This is a genomic window from Streptomyces sp. NPDC002476 (assembly GCF_042889785.1).
Lineage (GTDB): Bacteria > Actinomycetota > Actinomycetes > Streptomycetales > Streptomycetaceae > Streptomyces.
The window spans coordinates 183,514-200,561 of sequence record NZ_JBIARH010000002.1 but is presented as its reverse complement, the minus strand read 5'-3'; the positions used below and the strand labels follow the sequence as shown (position 1 = coordinate 200,561).

Sequence of the window (17,048 nt, the reverse complement as noted above, 5' to 3'; positions counted from 1 at the left end):
ACCCACGCACCCCCCACCCCCCCCCCCCCCCCCGCCCCGGGCCCCCCCCCGGGGGCGGGGGGGGCCCCCCCCCCGCCGGGGGGGGGGGGCCCCCCCCGGCCCCCCCCCCCCTCCGTGCCGTGTATTCCCCGCAGGCGAACCTGACCGGGTGGTCTATCTCACCACCCGTCAACCCCTTATTACGGTCGCGTAGGTCACATTCGTCGGTGCAGGATAAGCGTTCGTGGCAGACGATTCGAGAAAAAATCAGCGTGGCGTCATCGACCGACAGGGCGTCATCGGGTCGTACGCGGCGATCGGCGACAGTTTCACGGAAGGGGTCGGCGACCCCGGCCCGGACGGGGCCTATGTCGGCTGGGCGGATCGGTTCGCCGTGCTTCTCGCGGACCAGCTTCCGGAATCCGCCGGGGGCACGAGCGACGAAGGCCCCGCACACGCGGGCTTCCGGTACGCCAATCTCGCCGTCCGCGGCCGCCTCCTCGACCAGATCGTCGAGGAACAGGTGCCGCGCGCCAAGGAGCTGGCACCCGACCTGGTGAGCTTCTGCGCGGGCGGCAACGACATCATCAGGCCCGGCACCGACCCCGACGACGTGGCCGAACGCTTCGAGCGCGCGGTCGCCGAACTCACCGACTCGGTCGGCACCGTCATGGTCACCACCGGCTTCGACACCCGGGGCGTTCCCGTGCTGCGCCATCTGCGAGGCAAGGTCGCCACGTACACCGCCCACGTACGGGCCATCGCCGACCGCTACGGCTGCCCCGTCCTCGACCTGTGGTCGCTGCGCTCCGTCCAGGACCGGCGGGCCTGGGACGACGACCGGCTCCACCTGTCACCCGAGGGACACACCAGGGTCGCGCTGCGCGCCGCCCAGGTCCTCGGGATCGAGGTGCCCGCCGACCCCGACCAGCCGTGGCCCCCGCAGGGCCGGCGCGGCACGCTCGAAGTCCGCCGCGACGATATCCACTGGGCGCGCGAGCACCTGGTGCCGTGGATCGGCCGACGGCTGCGCGGCGAGTCCTCGGGCGACCACGTCGAGGCGAAGCGGCCGGACCTCCTGCCGCTCTGAGCAACGTCGTGCGGCGGCGTCGCCCGCCGGGAGGACGGCCCGGACCTCGCCGACGGGATCCGGTCGGCGTCCCCCGCCCCGCGCGCGCCCCTCCCACCTCGCCGGGGGCCCCGGCCCGGGCCACCGGCGAGCGGGGCACACCCGTCGGAGGTCGCGCGGATCAGGGCCGGCCCGCCCTCATGGACGCCCGGCGAGCGAAGACTGCGGGCCCGCCGGTATCCGTTCCAGCACCCCGCCCGCGAACACGTCGTAGAGCGGCAGCGTCTCCAGGTGCACATAGCCGATGTGGCAGTCGCACACGGCCAGCGGGCAGGCGCGCGGACGGAGCGCCTCCCGGTAGCTCCCGTCGTAGAGGTTGCCCAGCTCCGCCCGGACGAAATGACAGCGCCGCACCGTGCCGTCGCCGTCCACGGAGATCACCGACTCGCCCGTCCGGCACGGCAGTCCGGCCGACCGGTGCGGATGCCTGCTGTACGGGAAGAGCGGGTCGATCGCCGTCCAGCGGTCCGCCTCCTCGTCCGTGTAGGTGTGCCCCTCCGCCGCGTTCACCCACAGGTACACCTCGTCCGGCAGCGCGGCACGCAGCCGACGCGCCTCGTCGAGGTGCTCGTCGAACCCGACCACGCCGACGCTGTGGCGGATGCCGAGCGCGGACAGCTCCCGGCACTTGCCCAGGAACCGCTCGTACGGTGTCTGCCCCGGGTGGTACGTGCACCAGAGCGCGATCTTCTCGCGGCCGGCCTCACCCGCCTCGGCCAGCCAGGCCGTCCGGCCGCTGAGATTGGTCTGGATCGCGACCCGGCCGATGTGCGGCAGCCGGGCGAGATCGACCAGCGCCCTCCGGTACCAGGACCGGACCAGGCCCTCGCCCCACGGTGTGAACAGGACCGAGAGCCGGTCACCGGTCCGCTCCGCGGCCCACGCCGTGAACCGCTCCAGCGCCGCGCGGTCGGCGCGCAGCTGGTCCGGGCTGTCCCGCCGCTTGGCGAACGGGCAGTACGGGCAGTCGTAGTCGCAGGACGCGAGCGGACCGCGATAGAGGATGGTCAGGTCCATGGGCGCGCTCACTTCAGCTCGTACGCGGCCATCGCGGCCCGTACGCCGGGGGAGAACAGCTCGGGGCCCAGCGCGTCGGAATGGGCCAGGCCCTCGGCGGAGAGCCGCAGCAGACCGGACGCCCCGGCCCCCGTGTCGAGCCAGCCGCGCTCCTCGAACCGGGCCAGCTCGGCGGGGAAGTCGTCGGCGGGGAGGCTGCCGAACCGTTCGCGGTAGTCGGCCAGTGCCATGCCCTCGGCCTGGAGCACCGACTGCAGGAGGTGGCGTCGGCGCGCCTCGTCGCCGTCGACGTACCGCCCCACCTCGGCGCGCGAGAAGTCCTCGGCGGCGGCGTAGCCGTCGATGATCGCCCGCACCTCGCGCATCTCCACCGCGTAGTCGAAGGAGTAGTGCAGCCGTGAGGTGTACGAACGGGCCCCGCACCCCAGACCGATCATGCCGTCCGTCTGGCAGGCGTAGTCGTCGGGTCCGTCCGTGCGCGGGGCGTCGGCGCGGCGGAACATCCGCATCGACACCTGCTCGTAGCCACGGGCGAGGAGATGGTCCCGGCCCGCGCGGTAGAGCCGCAGCCGCTGCCGGTCCCAGGCGGCGTCCGCCGCTTCTTCCTCGTCCGCGCGCGCCTCCGCACCCAGCCGGCCGAGACCGGTCAGCGGGCGGACGTACAGCGGGTACAGGTACAGCTCCTCCGGCCGCCACCGCAGGGCCGCGTCCAGCGAGGTGTGCCAGCTGTCCTCGGTCTGCCCGTCGATGCCGTAGATCAGGTCGATGTTGAGGACCGGGACACCGGCGTCGCGTATCCGGTCCAGGGCGCTCTCCACATCGGCGCGGCGCTGCGGCCGGACGGCGGCGCGGGCCTCGGCCTCGACGAAGCTCTGCACCCCGATGCTGATCCTCGTCGTGCCCCGGTCCGCGAGGACGGCCAGCCGGTCGGCGGTCGCGGTGGACGGCGACGTCTCGACGGACAGCGGGACGGCCCGCAGATCGGCGCCCATCCGCTTCTCCGCGATGTCGCACAGCCGCTCCAGCTCCGGCGCCGTCAGGAACGTGGGCGTGCCCCCGCCGAACGCCGCGGCGGCGAACCGTACCGGTTCCGCGTCGCCCAACGCGTCCCGGACGGCGACGGCCTGCCGGTCCAGCGCGTCGAGGTACCGGGTCGTCAGCTCGTCGGGAGCGCCGATCCTGGTGAACAGGTTGCAGAAGCCGCAGCGGACCTCGCAGAAGGGTATGTGCAGGTAGAGCGAGAGCGCGTCCTTGCGCTCCGACGCCCACAGCTCCCGCAGCGCCGGCCGGTCCGGCAGCGGGCGGTAGGCCGTCTTGTGCGGATAGGCGTAGACGTAGCTCCGGTAGGGACGGACGGCCGGTGCGGTGGTGGTGGTGCGGCTCATGACGCGGTGGCCCCCGGTTCCAGGAAGAAGTGCGCGTACGGGACCGTCCACACGGACTCGTGGCCGATCCGGTGACCGGTGTAGCCGTCGTCCCCGTACGCCGTGCCGTGATCGGAGCAGACGATGGCGAAGCAGCGGCGACGGCTGCTCGCGGCGGCGAAGAGACGCCCGATGTGGGCGTCGACGTATTCGAGCGCGGCGGCGTGGGTGGCGCGGGAGTCGCCCGCCTCGCGGGTGGCCCCCGGTGTGTGGAACCAGTTGGGCTGGTGCAGCGCGGACACGTTGACGAAGAGGAACAGCCGCTGCTCCGGGGCGAGCGAGGAGACCACCCGCTCCGCCCGGGTCACCTGTGCCTCGAAGGACGTGGGCGACGCGACACCGAACTCCGGCTCCCAGTGGCTCTCCTGGAACAGGCCGGGCAGCACGGAGCCCAGCGCCCCCTGCTTGTTGAAGAACCCGACACCGCCGATGCACACCGTGCGGTATCCCACCGAGGCGAGGCCGGACGGCAGGTCCGGCGTGTCGAAGACGAAGGTGCCCGACGCCGTGGACTCGCTGCCCGCGAACCGGGCCGCGAACAGCCGGGGATGGGGGCCCGGACCGACCGGGGTCGGCAGGAAACCCGCGAACATCGCCTGGTGCGAGGCATAGGTGAAGCTGCCGGGAGCGTGGCGCGTCTCCCACGCGCCGCCGGGCAGATGGCGTGCCAGATGGGGGATGCGTCCTGCGGCGGCGAGCTCCTGCGCCACGTCGTGGCGCAGCGTGTCGAGGGTGACGAACAGCAGGTCGTGGCTTCCCACGACCCCGCTCATGTCCGGGTTCTCGCAGGCGACGGCGGTGGGCGCGGTGTCAGTGAGTGGGGGTTGCACGGTGGTTCCTTGCTCGGTTCAGTACGGCGGCGACCTGTGCCGCGTAGGTGTCCAGGCCCTCGGCGCCGCTGCCGGGGAGCCCGGTCAGCCGCGGCAGCAGGTCGCCGAAGGCGTTGACCTCGCAGACGGCGAAGCGCCGCAGGTCGGACGAGGGCAGCAGATCGACGCCGACGCACAGTGTGTCCGGGAAGCACGCGGCGGCCCGTTCGCACACGGCCAGGGCCGCGGCCCAGTCGCCGCCCGCGGCCGTGACGGCCGCGCGGAAGTCGTCGAGATCCCCCCGCGCGCCGCCGAGGTGGAGATTGGTCATGGGGGAGCGGCTGGTACGCACGACGGCGTGGGTGGCGCGGCCCGCCACCACCACGACCCGCAGGTCCGCCGCCCTGCCGCGCCGGGTCGCCTTGGGCAGCCAGCGTTCCACGTGCAGCCCGTCCGGAGCGAGCGCGTCGACGATCGCCCCGACCTCCAACTCCGTCGTGCAACGGCGCACCCGCAGCGAATTGAAGAGCCGGCCGGCCGCGTCGCGCTCCACCGATGTGGTGGCCCGCACCCGGCCGGGTCCGGCCGTCTCCACGGCCAGGACCCCCGAGGCGGACGAACCGTGTGCGAGCTTCACGAAGGCCCTGCGCATCCCGTGGGCCGCCATCCGCTCGCGCACGTCCGCCCAGTCGCGCACCGCGGGGGCCGCGGCCCCCGACGTCGGCGAGGCGGGCACCGGGATCCCGGCGCCGTCCAGCACGGCGTGACACAGCCGCTTGTCGAACAGCACCTCGATGTCGCCGGGGGCGTCGAGCAGCACGGCACCGGATTCGGCGGCGTCCCGCGCCACCGACCGCAGGGCGGCGGTGAACCGGGCGTACCACAGGGCGGAGCCCTCGACCCTGGTCGGATCGTCGACCGCGCGGAGCAGCCGCTCCACCTCGGCGTCCTCCCCGGGCGAGTCCATGCGCACGGTCTCGCCCGGACGGAACACGGCCTCGCCGCGCAGCACGTCCAGCCAGGGGACGATCCGTGCGGGCGGCAGCCCGGCGGCGCGCACGGCGTCCTGGAAGAGGGTGACCCGACGGTTGCCGGGCACCCCCACGACGGCGAGCCGCGTCGCCGGGCCCGCCGGATCCGGACTATTCGCTGACGGCGACATAGCGGAACTCGTCCTCGTCCGGATCCCAGTACTCGACCTCGTCGACGTCGTGGTTCACCCGGTCGGGACCGAGCAGGTCCACGAGCCGGTCCACCAGAGCCTTGCCGGCGTAGTGGTGGTGCAGGTCCAGCGAGGTCAGATGCGTGAGCGGCTGGCCCGAGAGCAGCGCCTCGACACCTTCGTCGCCCAGCGTCCCCATCGCGAGGGACAGCGACTCCAGCTGCGCGACCACCGGGGCGGAGGCCACCGCGGCCGCGATCTCGTCCTGGATCTCGCTGTTCTGCAGCCCGAGATGGCGCAGGGCCGGCAACGACGCCCCGGACAGCACGGGCGCCAGGTCCGCGACGCCCGCGTCCCCGCCGTACTCGGACACGCCGAGCCAGAGCTCCAGATGCTCCAGCGCGGGCAGCTCGGACGCGCCGACCGCGCGCACGACCTCGGCCGGCAGTCCGCCCGACTCGAACCGCAGCTTCCTGAGCGAGGTGTGCCGTACCGGGCGCAGGCCCAGGCTCGGCCGGTCGTCGTGCGGGTCGCCGCACCCGCGCACCGTCAGCTCCTCCAGCCCGCCGAACGCCTCGACGACCGGGGTGATGTCGGCCATCTCCAGCCAGGACAGCTCGCACTCCTCAGCGACGACATCGGCGAGGAAGAGCGCCTTCAGAGCGGGAAAGCGGTCCGCGTCCGCCGCCAGCGCCTCGACGACCGGGGCGAAGGACACGTAGTCCTCCTGCCACCACGGGCCGATCAGCAGGGCCCGGACCTTCGTCGTGTCGACCGTGTCGAGGAAGTGCCGCCACAACCCGGCGAACGTCAGATCGCCCTGCCAGGCGCTCTCCAGCCGCCACGCGACGGAGCCGGGCGCGGGAAGAGGATCAGTGCTCTGCGTGCCGGGCCCGGGCAGGGTGAGAACCGGAAGGCCGTGGAACGTCTCGGGGTGTTCGATGTCCGTCATCGCACATCACTCCGACACCGCGGTGTAGCGGCCCTCGACTCCGCGGTCACCCCACGGCTTCTCGCGCTCCGACACGTCGACCCGTACGCCGTGGGGCTCCAGCGCCTGGACGATCCGGCGCTCCATCGGCTCGGTCATGAAGTGGTGGTGGAGATCGAGGCATTCGAGATGGGTGAGCGGCTGGCCGTCCAGCAGCGCGGCCGCGCCCTCGTCGCCCAGCGTGCCGTTCGACAGGTCGAGGACCCGGAGCTGGGCGACGACCGGAGCGGCCGCGACGGCGGTCGCGATCTCGTTCTGCACCTCGCTGTTGCGCAGACCGAGGTGCGTGAGCCCCGGGAAGCGGGAACCGGAGAGCAGCGGGGCGAGGTCCGCCACGTCGACGTCGCCCCCGTACGCGGAGACGCCGAGCCAGAGGTCGAGCCGCTCCAGCGCGGGCAGTTCACTGTCCAGGACGCCTCGGAGCGCACCGACCGGCAGGCCTCCGGTCTCGATGGTCAACGCGCGCAGCCGCTCGTGCTTGCAGGGGGAGAACTCCAGTTCCGTGCCGCCGCGCACCCCGAGCTCCAGCAGACCGGGGAAGGCGTCGAGCAGGGCCGTGACGTCGGACTGCTCGATCCAGGAGATCTCGTTCTCCTCCATGGTCATGTCGCCGACGAAGACGGCCTGGAGCGAGGTCAGCCGGTCGGCCGCGGCGATCACCAGACCGATCGGGTACGAGGAGGTCTCCTCGTAGGACTCGCCCCACTGACCGATGATCAGTGCACGCACCCCCGCCGGGTCGACGGTGTCGAGAAACGTCCGGAACGCCTCCTCCCAGGTCTTCTCGCACTCGTCGTCGTAGGGGTCGACCGAGATGCGCCAGGCCGCCGCGTCGGCTGCCTGGGCGGGTGCTTCGCCCGTCGCGTGCTGGAAGTCGACGGCGGGCAGGCCGAGCAACTCGTGCAGGTGGTCCACACCGGACATGGCCCTGAGCTCCTGGTACTGGGGAACGGCTGATGTCCGCAAGGTTTATCAAGCCCCACTGACAACGCCGTGACCGGGGACCGTCCGGCACGTGTCCGGTGATGCCCGGCAGGCCGCCCGACGACCCGTTGTCAGACCCTGCCCTTAGCTTTTTCCTCGTGGCCGGCACAGCGGGTGCGGCCGTCGAGGGGAGAGGTCTGTGTACCGACAGGGCGATGTACTGATCATGTCGTTGGCGGAGTCGGCGGTGCCCGCGCATCTCGTGGAGGCTCCGGGCGAGCCGAGGGACGGCCGGGGCCGGATGGTCCTCGCGCTGGGCGAGGTGACCGGGCACGCCCACGCGGTCCAGGGACCGGGCCGGCTGATGCGCGAGGCGGGAGCTTTCGGACCGATGCTGCTGCACCTTCCCGAGGGCGGCCGGGTGGTGCACGAGGAACACGCGGCGATACCGCTGCCCAAGGGCTGGTACCGCGTGGTGCGTCAGCGGGAGTACGCGCCGGGCGCGGTCCGCATCGTCGCGGACTGACCCGGCCGGCCGGAAGAGACACCGATGAGCGCTGATCCGGTCGAGCGCCGGATCACCGCGGCATGCGGGGCACGCCGGGCAGGCGACGCGACACGTACGACATGGCGCGCGGAAACACCCGGCACCGAACAACCAATACCGAACATCGAACACCTGACATCGAACACATACTCAGGGGACGGGGAAGACGGATGCAATACGTGGACTCCTGGCGGGCCGTGGCGGCGGCGACGGGCGCGGCGGACCGGGCCGCGGCCGAGGACGGGGTGCGGCTCGCCTACCGCCGCGCGGGGCTGGCGGAGCCGGAGCGGATCGTCTGGGTCGACTCGCCCAGAGCCGCCGTGGAGGCGGTCGAGAAAATCGTCGACACCGGGCGCTCGGTGCGCGACGAGGTACGGACCCGGCCCTGGGCCCAGGAACGGCGCCGGATGTACGACGAACTCGGCCCGGCGGGCTGGTCCGCCCTGTGGTCGGCCACCGGGGCGCAGCTCTGGGAGACGACGGCGGCGCTCGCCGAGCGGATCAGGGGCGGCATCGTCGCGGACCTCGCCCGGACCGCCGAGGAGGGGGCCGCCGTCCGCCTGGTGCTGCTCGACGCGGTCCTGGGTCAGCACGACGCGGCCTGGCTCGCCGCGTTCGACGGCCGGGGCGAGCGACTGGACGGCCTGGCCGAGGTGGCCAGGAACGCGGGCTGGTGGTGGCCCTACGAGCGCGTGGTGGTGATCAGCGAGCGCCCGGAGGTGCTTCACCGGGACGAGGCGGGCCGCCTCGATCGCGGGGACGGCCCGGCGCTCGCCTACCGGGACGGCTTCGCGCTCCACGCCTGGCGGGGCATGCCCGTGCCGGCGGAGTTCCTCGCGGAGCTGAAGACCCTGACACCCCGGCGGATACGCGAGGAGGAGAACGCGGAACTGCGCCGCGTGATGCTGGAGTTCTACGGCTACGACCGTTACCTCACCGAGTCGGGCGCCGAGCCCGTCCACCGCGACGAGACGGGGGTGCTCTGGCGGATCGCACTGGACGGCGACGAGGACGTGGTGATGGTCGAGGTGGTCAACTCCACGCCGGAGCCGGACGGTACGCACCGCACGTACTGGCTCCGGGTGCCGCCCAGCACGCGGACCGCGAAGGACGGGGTGGCCTGGACCTTCGGGCTCTCGGCGGACGTGTACGCGCCCGTGCGGCAGACCTGATCCCCGTGGCAGGGCCGACGGCGCCGACCCGTTCGGTGCCGTCCCCCGGGACGACCGGAGCACCCATGCGCCGGATCTCCCGGTCGGCAGACGGTGTCGGGGACCCTCCGGCAAGCGGTCGCGGGATCCCGCCAGACGGCGGAGCGGACATCGGCGGGCGGCGACGGGCGACGGTGGGCGGGCCCTGGTCCGGTGCGCGGTCAGGCCGTCAGCGCCGCGTGGTCGATGCCGAGTTCGCGGGCGAGGGCCTCTTCGGTCCAGGCCATCATGGTGGCTTGGGAGAGCGGTGCCGCGTACGACGTCATCTGCACCGTCAGGCCGTCCAGCAGCGCGGTGAGCCGCCACGCCACGGACATCGGGTCGTCGCAGTGGAACTCACCGGCGGCGGCGCCTTCCTCGATGACCTCGGCCAGTTCCGCCTTCCACTGCTGGTCGAGGTCACCGGCCACGTTGCGCAGGGCCGGGTCGCGCAGGGAGGCGGCCCACGCCTCGATCCACAGCCGCCACACCTTGGCGCGGCCCGTCGGCGCGTACCAGCGCACGGCCGCGCGCAGCCGCCGTACCGCACTGGTGCGGCGGCTCAGCAGCTTGCGCAGATGGGCGAGATCGGCTTCCGCGGCATGGGCGAAGGCGGCCGCGACGAGCTTCTCCTTGGTCGAGAAGTGGTAGAGCACGAGCGCGTTGCTCACCCCGAGCACGGAGGCCACATCGGCGATCCGGACCGCCGCGACACCTCTTACCTCGATCTGCTCGACGGTGGCGCGCAGGAGTTCCTCGCGTCGTTCCGCCACGCCCAGTCGCACTCTTGCCACGGCGTCACCCTAACGAATGCGTGGTCCCCGGGCGGACCGGGGGCACGGCCGCCCGGTTGTCACACGCGTGCGCGACGGTGCGGAATCCTGTGGTGGCGATGGTCGTTGGCCCCTGTATGACGGGAATCGACGCAGGAAACACACGACGAGAAGCGCTGCTCGGTCTGCTCGGCGAGGTGGACGGCGGGGTGCTCGTGACGCTGGGGCGGGACGGCAGACCGCAGCTCTCCAACGTCAACCACCATTACTACGCCGGGGAGGGTGTCGTCCGTGTCTCCGTCACCGAGGACCGGGTGAAGACGAGGAACCTCCGCCGCGACCCCCGGGCGAGCTACCACGTCACCAGCGCGGACCGCTGGGCCTGGACGGTCGTGGACGGCACGGCCGAGCTGACCCCGCCGGCGGCCGACCCGCACGACGCGACGGTGGAGGAACTGATCGCGCTCTACCGCGACGTCCGCGGCGAGCACCCCGACTGGGACGAGTTCCGCGACGCGATGGTCCGGGACCGGCGCCTCGTGCTGCGGCTGCGCGTCGAGCACGCCTACGGGCAGCCGCGTGGGTGACGGCTCCGGGGCCGTCGGTCAGTCCTTCGGGCGACCCGCTCTCGCGCGGTCCGTCGGAATGTTCCGCGCTCGCGCGGGCGTGCGCCCCGCCCATAATTGAGACGACACCGACTCCCCCAGGAGATGATGTGACCGGCGCCGACCCCTTGCCTCCGCTCCGCGCCCGGATGCGCTCGCTGCGTCCCGCCGCATTCGGCGCCGATCCGGAGGGCGCACGCATGGAGCGGATCCGCCGCTCGCCCCACTTCGTCGACGGCTCCTTCCGCAACCCCGTGGGAGCGCGGACCAGACCGTCCGGATCCGCGCTGGAATTCGCGAAGGTCTACTTCCGCAAGGAGGGACGGATACGCAGGGCTCCGGCCGGCACCGTCCCCGTCCACGCCACGACCTACGCGGACCTGGCCGAGCCGCCCGCCACCGGACTGCGGCTCACCTGGATGGGCCATTCCAGCGTGCTCGCGGAGATCGACGGCAGACGCGTGCTGTTCGACCCGGTGTGGGGCGAGCGGTGCTCGCCCTTCGCCTTCGTAGGCCCCAAGCGGCTGCACCCGGTGCCGCTTCCGCTCGCCGCTCTCGGCCCGGTGGACGTGGTGGTGATCTCGCACGACCACTACGACCACCTCGACCTCCCGACGATCCGGGCCCTCGCGGGCACGGGCACGGTGTTCGTGGTCCCGCTCGGAGTCGGCGCCCATCTGGAGCGGTGGGGCGTGCCCGACGACCGGATGCGCGAGCTCGACTGGAACGAGACCACGAGCGTCGCCGGAATCGCCCTCACCGCCACTTTGGCCCGTCACTTCTGCGGACGCGGCCTGCGCAACCAGCAGCACACGCTCTGGGCGTCCTGGTCCGTCGCCGGGCCCGAGCACCGGATCTACCACAGTGGTGACACCGGCTATTTCCCCGGCTTCAAGGACATCGGCGCCGAACACGGCCCGTTCGACGCGACGATGATCCAGATCGGTGCCTATTCCGAGTACTGGGCCGACATACACATGACCCCGGCCGAGGGGGTGCGGGCACACCTGGATCTGCAGGGGGGCGAGCCGCTCGGCACGATGCTCCCGATCCACTGGGCCACCTTCAACCTCGCCCCCCACCCGTGGGCCGAGCCGGGGGAGGGAACCCTCGCCGCCGCGGAGGACGCGGGCGCCGCGATCGCCCTGCCACGGCCGGGTGAACCGTTCGAGCCCACGTCACGAAGCCTGCCCACCGAGCCGTGGTGGCGTCCGGTGGCCCCGCAGCCGGTGGAGCGCCGGCCCGCCGACGCCGCACGCATCACGGAGCTCGCGCAGGCCCCGACGGGAGTCAAGTCCCCGGCGGGCGCGGGAACGGCGGGCGCGGGAACGGCAGGCCCGGGAATGGTGGACGCGGGGACGGAGGACGGGAGCGGCCACTCCGAGGTGGCCCCGACACCGTAACGGCACCCTGGGCGCCCCGCTCACGTCGAGCGCGAGGGCGGCCCGGAGGGCGGCGGCACGACGGCAGAGGGCCCGTCCGGTACGACCGGACGGGCCGAGCCGTTCCTCGCGCCGGGCGGTGCGTGCGGCACTGCGCCCATGAGGCCGTGTTGCGAAAGTCCCGTCCGGTCCGCGACGCCTGGCACGGCGCGCCACGTCGTCGGGATCGTCCATGTACGCCCCGTACGAGGACGACCCTCCGCCTTGCGATGCACCGCACCGGACGCCGCGGGCCCCGCCCTTCGGGCGGACGACGCCACTTTCGAAACACGCCGTAGGCCGTTCGAGTGTCCGCTGAGCGGAGGTTCCCCACGGAGCAATTCGATCTTGCGTGCGAGATGTCATACCAGAGCGGGACGGATGGCGGGCAAGTTCGACAACTGCCCGTCGCGCATACGTGAGGGGCAACTACCGTGTGTGTCCGGTGATCAACGGTGGGCTTCCATTGACGAGCCCGCCCGACCGCCCGACCGAGCCCGACCGAGCACCGTAGAGGGCCACGCATGGACGCCGATTCCTGGTGCCCCACGTACCGAGGACACTGATGTCTCAACTTCGCGCACCCGAGGCGCGACCGGAACGCCGCGAGGGCGGACGGCACGGCCGACCGGGTGGCCGCTCCCACGCGGCCTCCACGAGGGCACGCGCCGCCCATCCGTCCCACGAGGCGCGCATACGGCCCCAGATGCTGCGTATCGCGGTGCTGCCGGCCGTCGCCGTGGCGCTGAGCGGGGCCGCGGCGGTCATCTGCGCCATCCGCTCGTCCGGCGTCCGGCCGTCCGCCTCGCTGTGGATCGCGCTGGGCGGGGCCGGCACGATGGCCCTCGCCGCCGTGCTGGCCGCCTTCGTCGCCGCCAACCGGGTCGTCACCACCGTCTTCGGACGCTGTCTCGCGCTCCGCCGCACCAGCGCGCAGGGCCAGGCCGAACTGCAACGGATGGTGGAACTCCTGCGCAACGGCGAGTCCCTGCCCGCACGGAGGCCCGTGCGGTCCGCCGGCCCCGGCAGCGACGCCTTCGAGCTGCTCGCGCAGGAGATCGGCCGTCAGCAGGAGGTCGCCGTCGCCGCCGTCGTGGAGGCGTCCCGGCTCACGGACCACACGGGCGAGGAGCAGAAGGTCGAGGTGTTCGTGAACCTCGCCCGCCGACTGCAGTCGCTCGTGCACCGCGAGATCCAGTTGCTCGACGAGCTGGAGCACGAGGTCGAGGACCCCGATCTGCTCAAGGGCCTCTTCCACGTCGACCACCTCGCCACACGTATCCGCAGGCACGCGGAGAACCTCGCGGTTCTGGGCGGCGCGGTCTCGCGGCGGCAGTGGAGCAGCCCGGTCACCATGACCGAGGTGCTGCGCTCGGCGATCGCCGAGGTGGAGCAGTACCCGAGGGTCAAGCTGGTACCGCCGATCGCCGGCACCCTGCGCGGGCACGCCGTGGCCGATGTGATCCACCTGTTGGCCGAACTGGTCGAGAACGCCACGGTCTTCTCCGCCCCGCACACCCAAGTGCTGCTGCGCGCCCAGCAGGTGACCGCCGGGCTGGCGCTGGAGGTCGAGGACCGGGGCCTGGGCATGCCGGCCGACGAGCAGAGGCGGATGAACGCCCTGCTCGCCGACCCCGATCAGGTCAGTGTGGCCCGCCTCCTGCAGGACGGCCGGATCGGCCTGTTCGTCGTCGCGTCCCTCGCCCGTCGGCACGGCATCGCGGTACGGCTGCAGAGCAACATCTACGGGGGCACACAGGCCGTACTCGTCCTGCCCCGGACCTTGTTGGGCGTGGACGAGGACGCCCCGGCCGGGCGGGACGCGGTACCGGCGTCGCCCTCCGGACCCGTGCATCGTCCAACGGCCCAGCAGGGCACGGAGGTTCACCATCGGCCGAACCCTCTTCCGGCCCCGAACCCCCGTCCGACCCCGAATTCCGGCCCGAACCCCGGGCCGAATCCGCATGCCATCGCGCCCTCGGCCCCGCTCCCGCACCGCGGCGCGGCCCCGGTCCCCGGCCCGAACCCGGACGCCTCCCCGCCGCGCCCGGTCGCCGGACCCGCCGCGGCACGGCCGGGCGCCCGGCCGCAGCCGTACGTCCCCGGCCAACCGCTGAGCCCGTCCGAGCGCGGCGGTCGCCCCGGCGGCCCCGCCCCGGCGGGGCCCCCTCCCGGAGCCCGGCCCACGGGTGACGGATCACCGGCGTGCGACGGAGAGCACGACGGATCCGGGGCCGCGCGCGGCGCCGCGGACCGGCCCCGACTCCCCAGGCGCAGCACCCAGGAGCACCTGGCTCCTCAGCTCAGGCAGCCCCCGGCCCCGCGCACCGAGGACGAACACGCCCTGCACGACCCGGGTCTCATGGCGGCCTTCCGGCGCGGCATCGATCTGGCCGAGGCCCGCAGCGAGTCCGAGGCCGACATCGACGGCCGGGGCACGGGCACGGACCCGGCCCCCGAACCGGTGGACCGGCCCCGGACCCCGCCGCAGCCCCTGCCGGTCCGGGCGCGGACGGCGCCCTTCGCCCCGCACCGGCGCGTCCCGGGCCAGGACGCGGGCCCGGTACCGGCCCCCGCGCCCGTAGACGACCCCCTCGAAGCGAACCCCCTCAAGGAGTAGATGCACCATGGCGACCGATATGCCGTCCGGTCAGGTCTCGGACCTCGACTGGCTGTTGAGCGGACTGGTGCAGCGTGTGCCGTACACACGCAGCGCGGTCCTCCTGTCCGCCGACGGACTGGTGAAGTCCCTCCACGGCATGGATGCCGACAGTGCCGACCACATGGCCGCGCTGGCCGCGGGGCTGTACTCGCTCGGCCGAAGCGCCGGCGCGCGCTTCGGCGACAACAGCGACGTACGTCAGGTCGTGGTCGAGCTGGACTCGACCCTGCTGTTCGTCTCCACCGCCGGATCGGGCACCTGCCTCGCCGTTCTCGCCGGACGCGAGGCGGACGCCGCGGTGCTGGGCTACGAGATGACCATGCTGGTCAAGAGCGTCCGGCCATATCTGATGACCCCGACCCGACAGGCAGTCGCGGTACCGGGGGCCACGGGGCGGTGAGCGTGTCGGTTCCGCAGGACGGGCCGTTGCTCGACGACGCCGCCGGGCGGCTCATCCGCCCGTACACCGTGAGCAACGGCAGGACCCGTCCGAGCACCGTGCTCGACCTGCTCTCCCTCGTGAGGGCCACGGGCGCCGAACCACAGGCCCTCCTCGGTCCCGAGCACTCCGTCGCGCTGGGGCTGTGCGGCGGCCCCACGTCGGTGGCCGAGATCGCCGCCCATCTGCGGCTGCCCGCGGTCGTCACCAAGGTGCTCGTCTCCGACCTGGTGGACTGCGGGGCAGTCACCGCGCACCCGCCCGCCTTCCATGACACGCCCACCGAACGATCCCTGCTGGAGGCAGTGCTCGATGGCTTACGACGACAGCTCTGACGGCTTCGGCAGCTCCGCCGCGTACGGGAACGGCGAGGGTCCCGAGGGCTACGGGCTTCCCGAGGGGTACGGAGGCCACGGGCGTCCCGAAGGGTTCGGAACGTACGAACGTCCGGAGACCTACGAGAACCTCGGAGGCCATGAGGCCGCCCGGGGACTTCACGTACGTCCCGCGAGTCCGGGGGACCTCGGCCGTCCCGAGGGGTACGGGGGCTCCGGCCCGGGTCACGGTTCCGGTGCAGGGACCGGCTTCGACGGCACTCCCGGCTTCGAGGGCGGTCCCGGTCCCGGCGGGGGCCACGACCCCGGCGTGCCGTACGGATACAGGGGATCCCCCGGGGCGAGCCGCGACCGCGCCCCGGGGGGCACCTATGACCGGGGCCGGGACACCGACGTGTCGGCGGCTCCTGCCGGCTCCCTCGGTTCCGCCGCTTCCGTCGATCCCCTCGACGCCGGAGGACTTACCGCCGAGGGGTTTCCCGTCGCACTGAAGGTGCTGGTGGCGGGCGGGTTCGGTGTCGGCAAGACCACGTTCGTCGGTGCTGTCAGCGAGATCGCGCCGTTGAGCACGGAGGAATTGCTGACCCAGGCGGGGGCCACGACGGACAACCTGGACGGCATCGAGTCCAAGACGTCCACCACCGTGGCCATGGACTTCGGCCGCATCACGCTCGACGAGCAGCACGTGCTCTACCTGTTCGGCACCCCCGGGCAGGAGCGCTTCTGGTTCATGTGGGACGAACTCTCCCAGGGCGCGCTGGGGGCGGTGGTGCTCGCGGACACGCGACGGCTCGCCGAATGCTTCGCCGCCGTCGACTTCTTCGAACGCCGCGGTATCGGCTTCGTCATCGCGGTGAACGAGTTCGACGGAGCCCACCGCTACGCGCCCGAGGAGGTACGGGCCGCGCTCGACCTGGGCCCCGACGTACCGGTCGTGCCGTGCGACGCCCGCATCGCGAGCTCGGGCACGGGGACCCTGGTCACGCTGGTCCAGCACCTCATCAACGCCACCTCCGTCCCGGCCCCGCGGACCGCCTTCGGAGCCCGCGCGTGACGCGGCCCGCCACCGGCCGGCTGCTGCTCACGCCCGTGGACCGCGACTCCGTCGTGCGTACCCATCGACTGCGGACCCTGGGGCTCGGGGAACGTGCCGACGCCTCGTTCGACAACTTCGACGCCTTCGCCGACCGGGTGGCCGAGGTCACCGACGTCCCCTATTCGATGGTCAACTTCATCGACGGCAACCAGCAGTTCTTCGCCGGGCTGCACACGCCGAGCGGCACGTACAAGGGATCCGACCTGGGTGCCGCCACCGCGGGCAGCAGCCGGGCCGGCCGGTACGTGGCCCTGGACCGCGGCTACTGCCCGCACGTCGTCGTGCGGCGCAAGGCGCTCGTGCTGGAGGACGTCTGTGACTATCCGCGCTTCGCCGGAAACCCGGTCGTCGACGACATAGGCATCCGCTCCTACCTCGGCGCCCCGCTGATCGACCGGACGGGCATCGCCCTGGGCGCCGTCTGCGCGGTCGACACGGTGCCCCGCTCCTGGGGCAGGGCGGGGCTCGACACGATCAAGTCCCTGGCCCGGGAACTCGTCGGGCACATCGATCAGCGGGAGGGCATCAGCACCGGAATCTGACCG

At 72.8% G+C, this 17,048-nt stretch carries 17 protein-coding genes; 10 read left to right on the top strand and 7 right to left on the bottom strand.

The genetic code is table 11. The annotated features are described in order from the left end of the window. Positions 1–223: 223 nt before the first annotated feature. Positions 224–1,069, top strand: coding sequence for an SGNH/GDSL hydrolase family protein (locus ACFYXM_RS02760; RefSeq protein ID WP_389286196.1), 846 nt, complete (start codon positions 224–226; stop codon positions 1,067–1,069). A 177-nt stretch (positions 1,070–1,246) separates the two neighbouring features. Here ACFYXM_RS02760 and ACFYXM_RS02755 read toward each other — a convergent pair whose 3' ends face one another. Genes ACFYXM_RS02755 through ACFYXM_RS02730 form a run of 6 tightly spaced genes read right to left on the bottom strand, consistent with a single transcriptional unit; the run spans position 1,247 to position 7,435 of the window. Further along, entirely contained in the window at positions 1,247–2,125 is an 879-nt protein-coding gene (locus ACFYXM_RS02755; protein ID WP_389286195.1) for an STM4011 family radical SAM protein, read from the bottom strand. Between the two features lie 8 nt (positions 2,126–2,133). Continuing rightward, entirely contained in the window at positions 2,134–3,510 is a 1,377-nt protein-coding gene (locus ACFYXM_RS02750) for an STM4012 family radical SAM protein (protein WP_389286193.1), read from the bottom strand. Beyond that, positions 3,507–4,322, bottom strand: coding sequence for an STM4013/SEN3800 family hydrolase (locus ACFYXM_RS02745; protein ID WP_389286555.1), 816 nt, complete (start codon positions 4,320–4,322; stop codon positions 3,507–3,509). Before ACFYXM_RS02745 ends, ACFYXM_RS02750 begins: the two co-directional genes overlap by 4 nt. A 37-nt stretch (positions 4,323–4,359) precedes the next feature. Beyond that, positions 4,360–5,520, bottom strand: a complete 1,161-nt coding sequence (locus ACFYXM_RS02740; RefSeq protein ID WP_389286191.1) for an STM4014 family protein — start codon at positions 5,518–5,520, stop codon at positions 4,360–4,362. Continuing rightward, on the bottom strand, positions 5,501–6,472 hold the full coding sequence (locus ACFYXM_RS02735; RefSeq protein ID WP_389286189.1) for an STM4015 family protein: 972 nt from the start codon (positions 6,470–6,472) through the stop codon (positions 5,501–5,503). Before ACFYXM_RS02735 ends, ACFYXM_RS02740 begins: the two co-directional genes overlap by 20 nt. Positions 6,473–6,478: 6 nt before the next feature. After that, positions 6,479–7,435, bottom strand: coding sequence for an STM4015 family protein (locus tag ACFYXM_RS02730; protein WP_389286187.1), 957 nt, complete (start codon positions 7,433–7,435; stop codon positions 6,479–6,481). Positions 7,436–7,634: 199 nt separating this feature from the next. Between ACFYXM_RS02730 and ACFYXM_RS02725 the strand changes: the two genes are divergently transcribed. Next, positions 7,635–7,961, top strand: a complete 327-nt coding sequence (locus ACFYXM_RS02725; protein WP_073781348.1) for a hypothetical protein — start codon at positions 7,635–7,637, stop codon at positions 7,959–7,961. Between the two features lie 191 nt (positions 7,962–8,152). Next, on the top strand, positions 8,153–9,154 hold the full coding sequence (locus ACFYXM_RS02720) for a DUF6745 domain-containing protein (protein WP_389286185.1): 1,002 nt from the start codon (positions 8,153–8,155) through the stop codon (positions 9,152–9,154). A 200-nt stretch (positions 9,155–9,354) separates the two neighbouring features. Here ACFYXM_RS02720 and ACFYXM_RS02715 read toward each other — a convergent pair whose 3' ends face one another. After that, on the bottom strand, positions 9,355–9,945 hold the full coding sequence (locus tag ACFYXM_RS02715) for a TetR/AcrR family transcriptional regulator (RefSeq protein WP_389286553.1): 591 nt from the start codon (positions 9,943–9,945) through the stop codon (positions 9,355–9,357). Between the two features lie 137 nt (positions 9,946–10,082). Between ACFYXM_RS02715 and ACFYXM_RS02710 the strand changes: the two genes are divergently transcribed. The 7 genes from ACFYXM_RS02710 (at position 10,083) to ACFYXM_RS02680 (ending at position 17,045) form a co-directional block, all read left to right on the top strand. Then, positions 10,083–10,532, top strand: coding sequence for a TIGR03618 family F420-dependent PPOX class oxidoreductase (locus ACFYXM_RS02710; protein WP_389286184.1), 450 nt, complete (start codon positions 10,083–10,085; stop codon positions 10,530–10,532). A gap of 128 nt (positions 10,533–10,660) precedes the next feature. Further along, positions 10,661–11,953 carry an MBL fold metallo-hydrolase gene (locus ACFYXM_RS02705; RefSeq protein WP_389286182.1) on the top strand — a complete coding sequence of 431 codons (1,293 nt, stop codon included), beginning with the start codon at positions 10,661–10,663 and terminating at the stop codon, positions 11,951–11,953. Positions 11,954–12,536: 583 nt separating this feature from the next. Continuing rightward, complete coding sequence (locus ACFYXM_RS02700) at positions 12,537–14,591, top strand: ATP-binding protein (RefSeq protein WP_389286180.1); 2,055 nt, start codon at positions 12,537–12,539, stop codon at positions 14,589–14,591. Positions 14,592–14,598: 7 nt separating this feature from the next. Beyond that, positions 14,599–15,033 carry a roadblock/LC7 domain-containing protein gene (locus ACFYXM_RS02695; RefSeq protein ID WP_389286178.1) on the top strand — a complete coding sequence of 145 codons (435 nt, stop codon included), beginning with the start codon at positions 14,599–14,601 and terminating at the stop codon, positions 15,031–15,033. 2 nt (positions 15,034–15,035) lie between these two features. Next, positions 15,036–15,407 (top strand): DUF742 domain-containing protein, encoded by a 372-nt coding sequence (locus ACFYXM_RS02690; RefSeq protein ID WP_389286176.1) that lies wholly within the window; start codon positions 15,036–15,038, stop codon positions 15,405–15,407. Between the two features lie 487 nt (positions 15,408–15,894). Next, positions 15,895–16,461, top strand: coding sequence for an ATP/GTP-binding protein (locus ACFYXM_RS02685; protein ID WP_389286551.1), 567 nt, complete (start codon positions 15,895–15,897; stop codon positions 16,459–16,461). Further along, the gene (locus ACFYXM_RS02680) at positions 16,458–17,045 is read left to right on the top strand and encodes a GAF domain-containing protein (protein WP_389286174.1); all 588 of its coding nucleotides are present in this window, start codon (positions 16,458–16,460) and stop codon (positions 17,043–17,045) included. The genes ACFYXM_RS02685 and ACFYXM_RS02680 overlap by 4 nt, the downstream gene beginning before the upstream one ends. Positions 17,046–17,048 lie beyond the last annotated feature (3 nt).

Excerpts from the sequence above, each read along its gene's own strand:
- ACFYXM_RS02745 (WP_389286555.1), bottom strand. The coding sequence starts at position 4,322 with ATGAGCGGGGTCGTGGGAAGCCACGACCTGCTGTTCGTCACCCTCGAC.
- ACFYXM_RS02710 (WP_389286184.1), top strand. The coding sequence starts at position 10,083 with ATGACGGGAATCGACGCAGGAAACACACGACGAGAAGCGCTGCTCGGT.
- ACFYXM_RS02720 (WP_389286185.1), top strand. The coding sequence starts at position 8,153 with ATGCAATACGTGGACTCCTGGCGGGCCGTGGCGGCGGCGACGGGCGCG.
- ACFYXM_RS02735 (WP_389286189.1), bottom strand. The coding sequence starts at position 6,472 with ATGACGGACATCGAACACCCCGAGACGTTCCACGGCCTTCCGGTTCTC.
- ACFYXM_RS02700 (WP_389286180.1), top strand. The coding sequence starts at position 12,537 with ATGTCTCAACTTCGCGCACCCGAGGCGCGACCGGAACGCCGCGAGGGC.
- ACFYXM_RS02755 (WP_389286195.1), bottom strand. The coding sequence starts at position 2,125 with ATGGACCTGACCATCCTCTATCGCGGTCCGCTCGCGTCCTGCGACTAC.
- ACFYXM_RS02740 (WP_389286191.1), bottom strand. The coding sequence starts at position 5,520 with ATGTCGCCGTCAGCGAATAGTCCGGATCCGGCGGGCCCGGCGACGCGG.
- ACFYXM_RS02730 (WP_389286187.1), bottom strand. The coding sequence starts at position 7,435 with ATGTCCGGTGTGGACCACCTGCACGAGTTGCTCGGCCTGCCCGCCGTC.
- ACFYXM_RS02695 (WP_389286178.1), top strand. The coding sequence starts at position 14,599 with ATGGCGACCGATATGCCGTCCGGTCAGGTCTCGGACCTCGACTGGCTG.
- ACFYXM_RS02750 (WP_389286193.1), bottom strand. The coding sequence starts at position 3,510 with ATGAGCCGCACCACCACCACCGCACCGGCCGTCCGTCCCTACCGGAGC.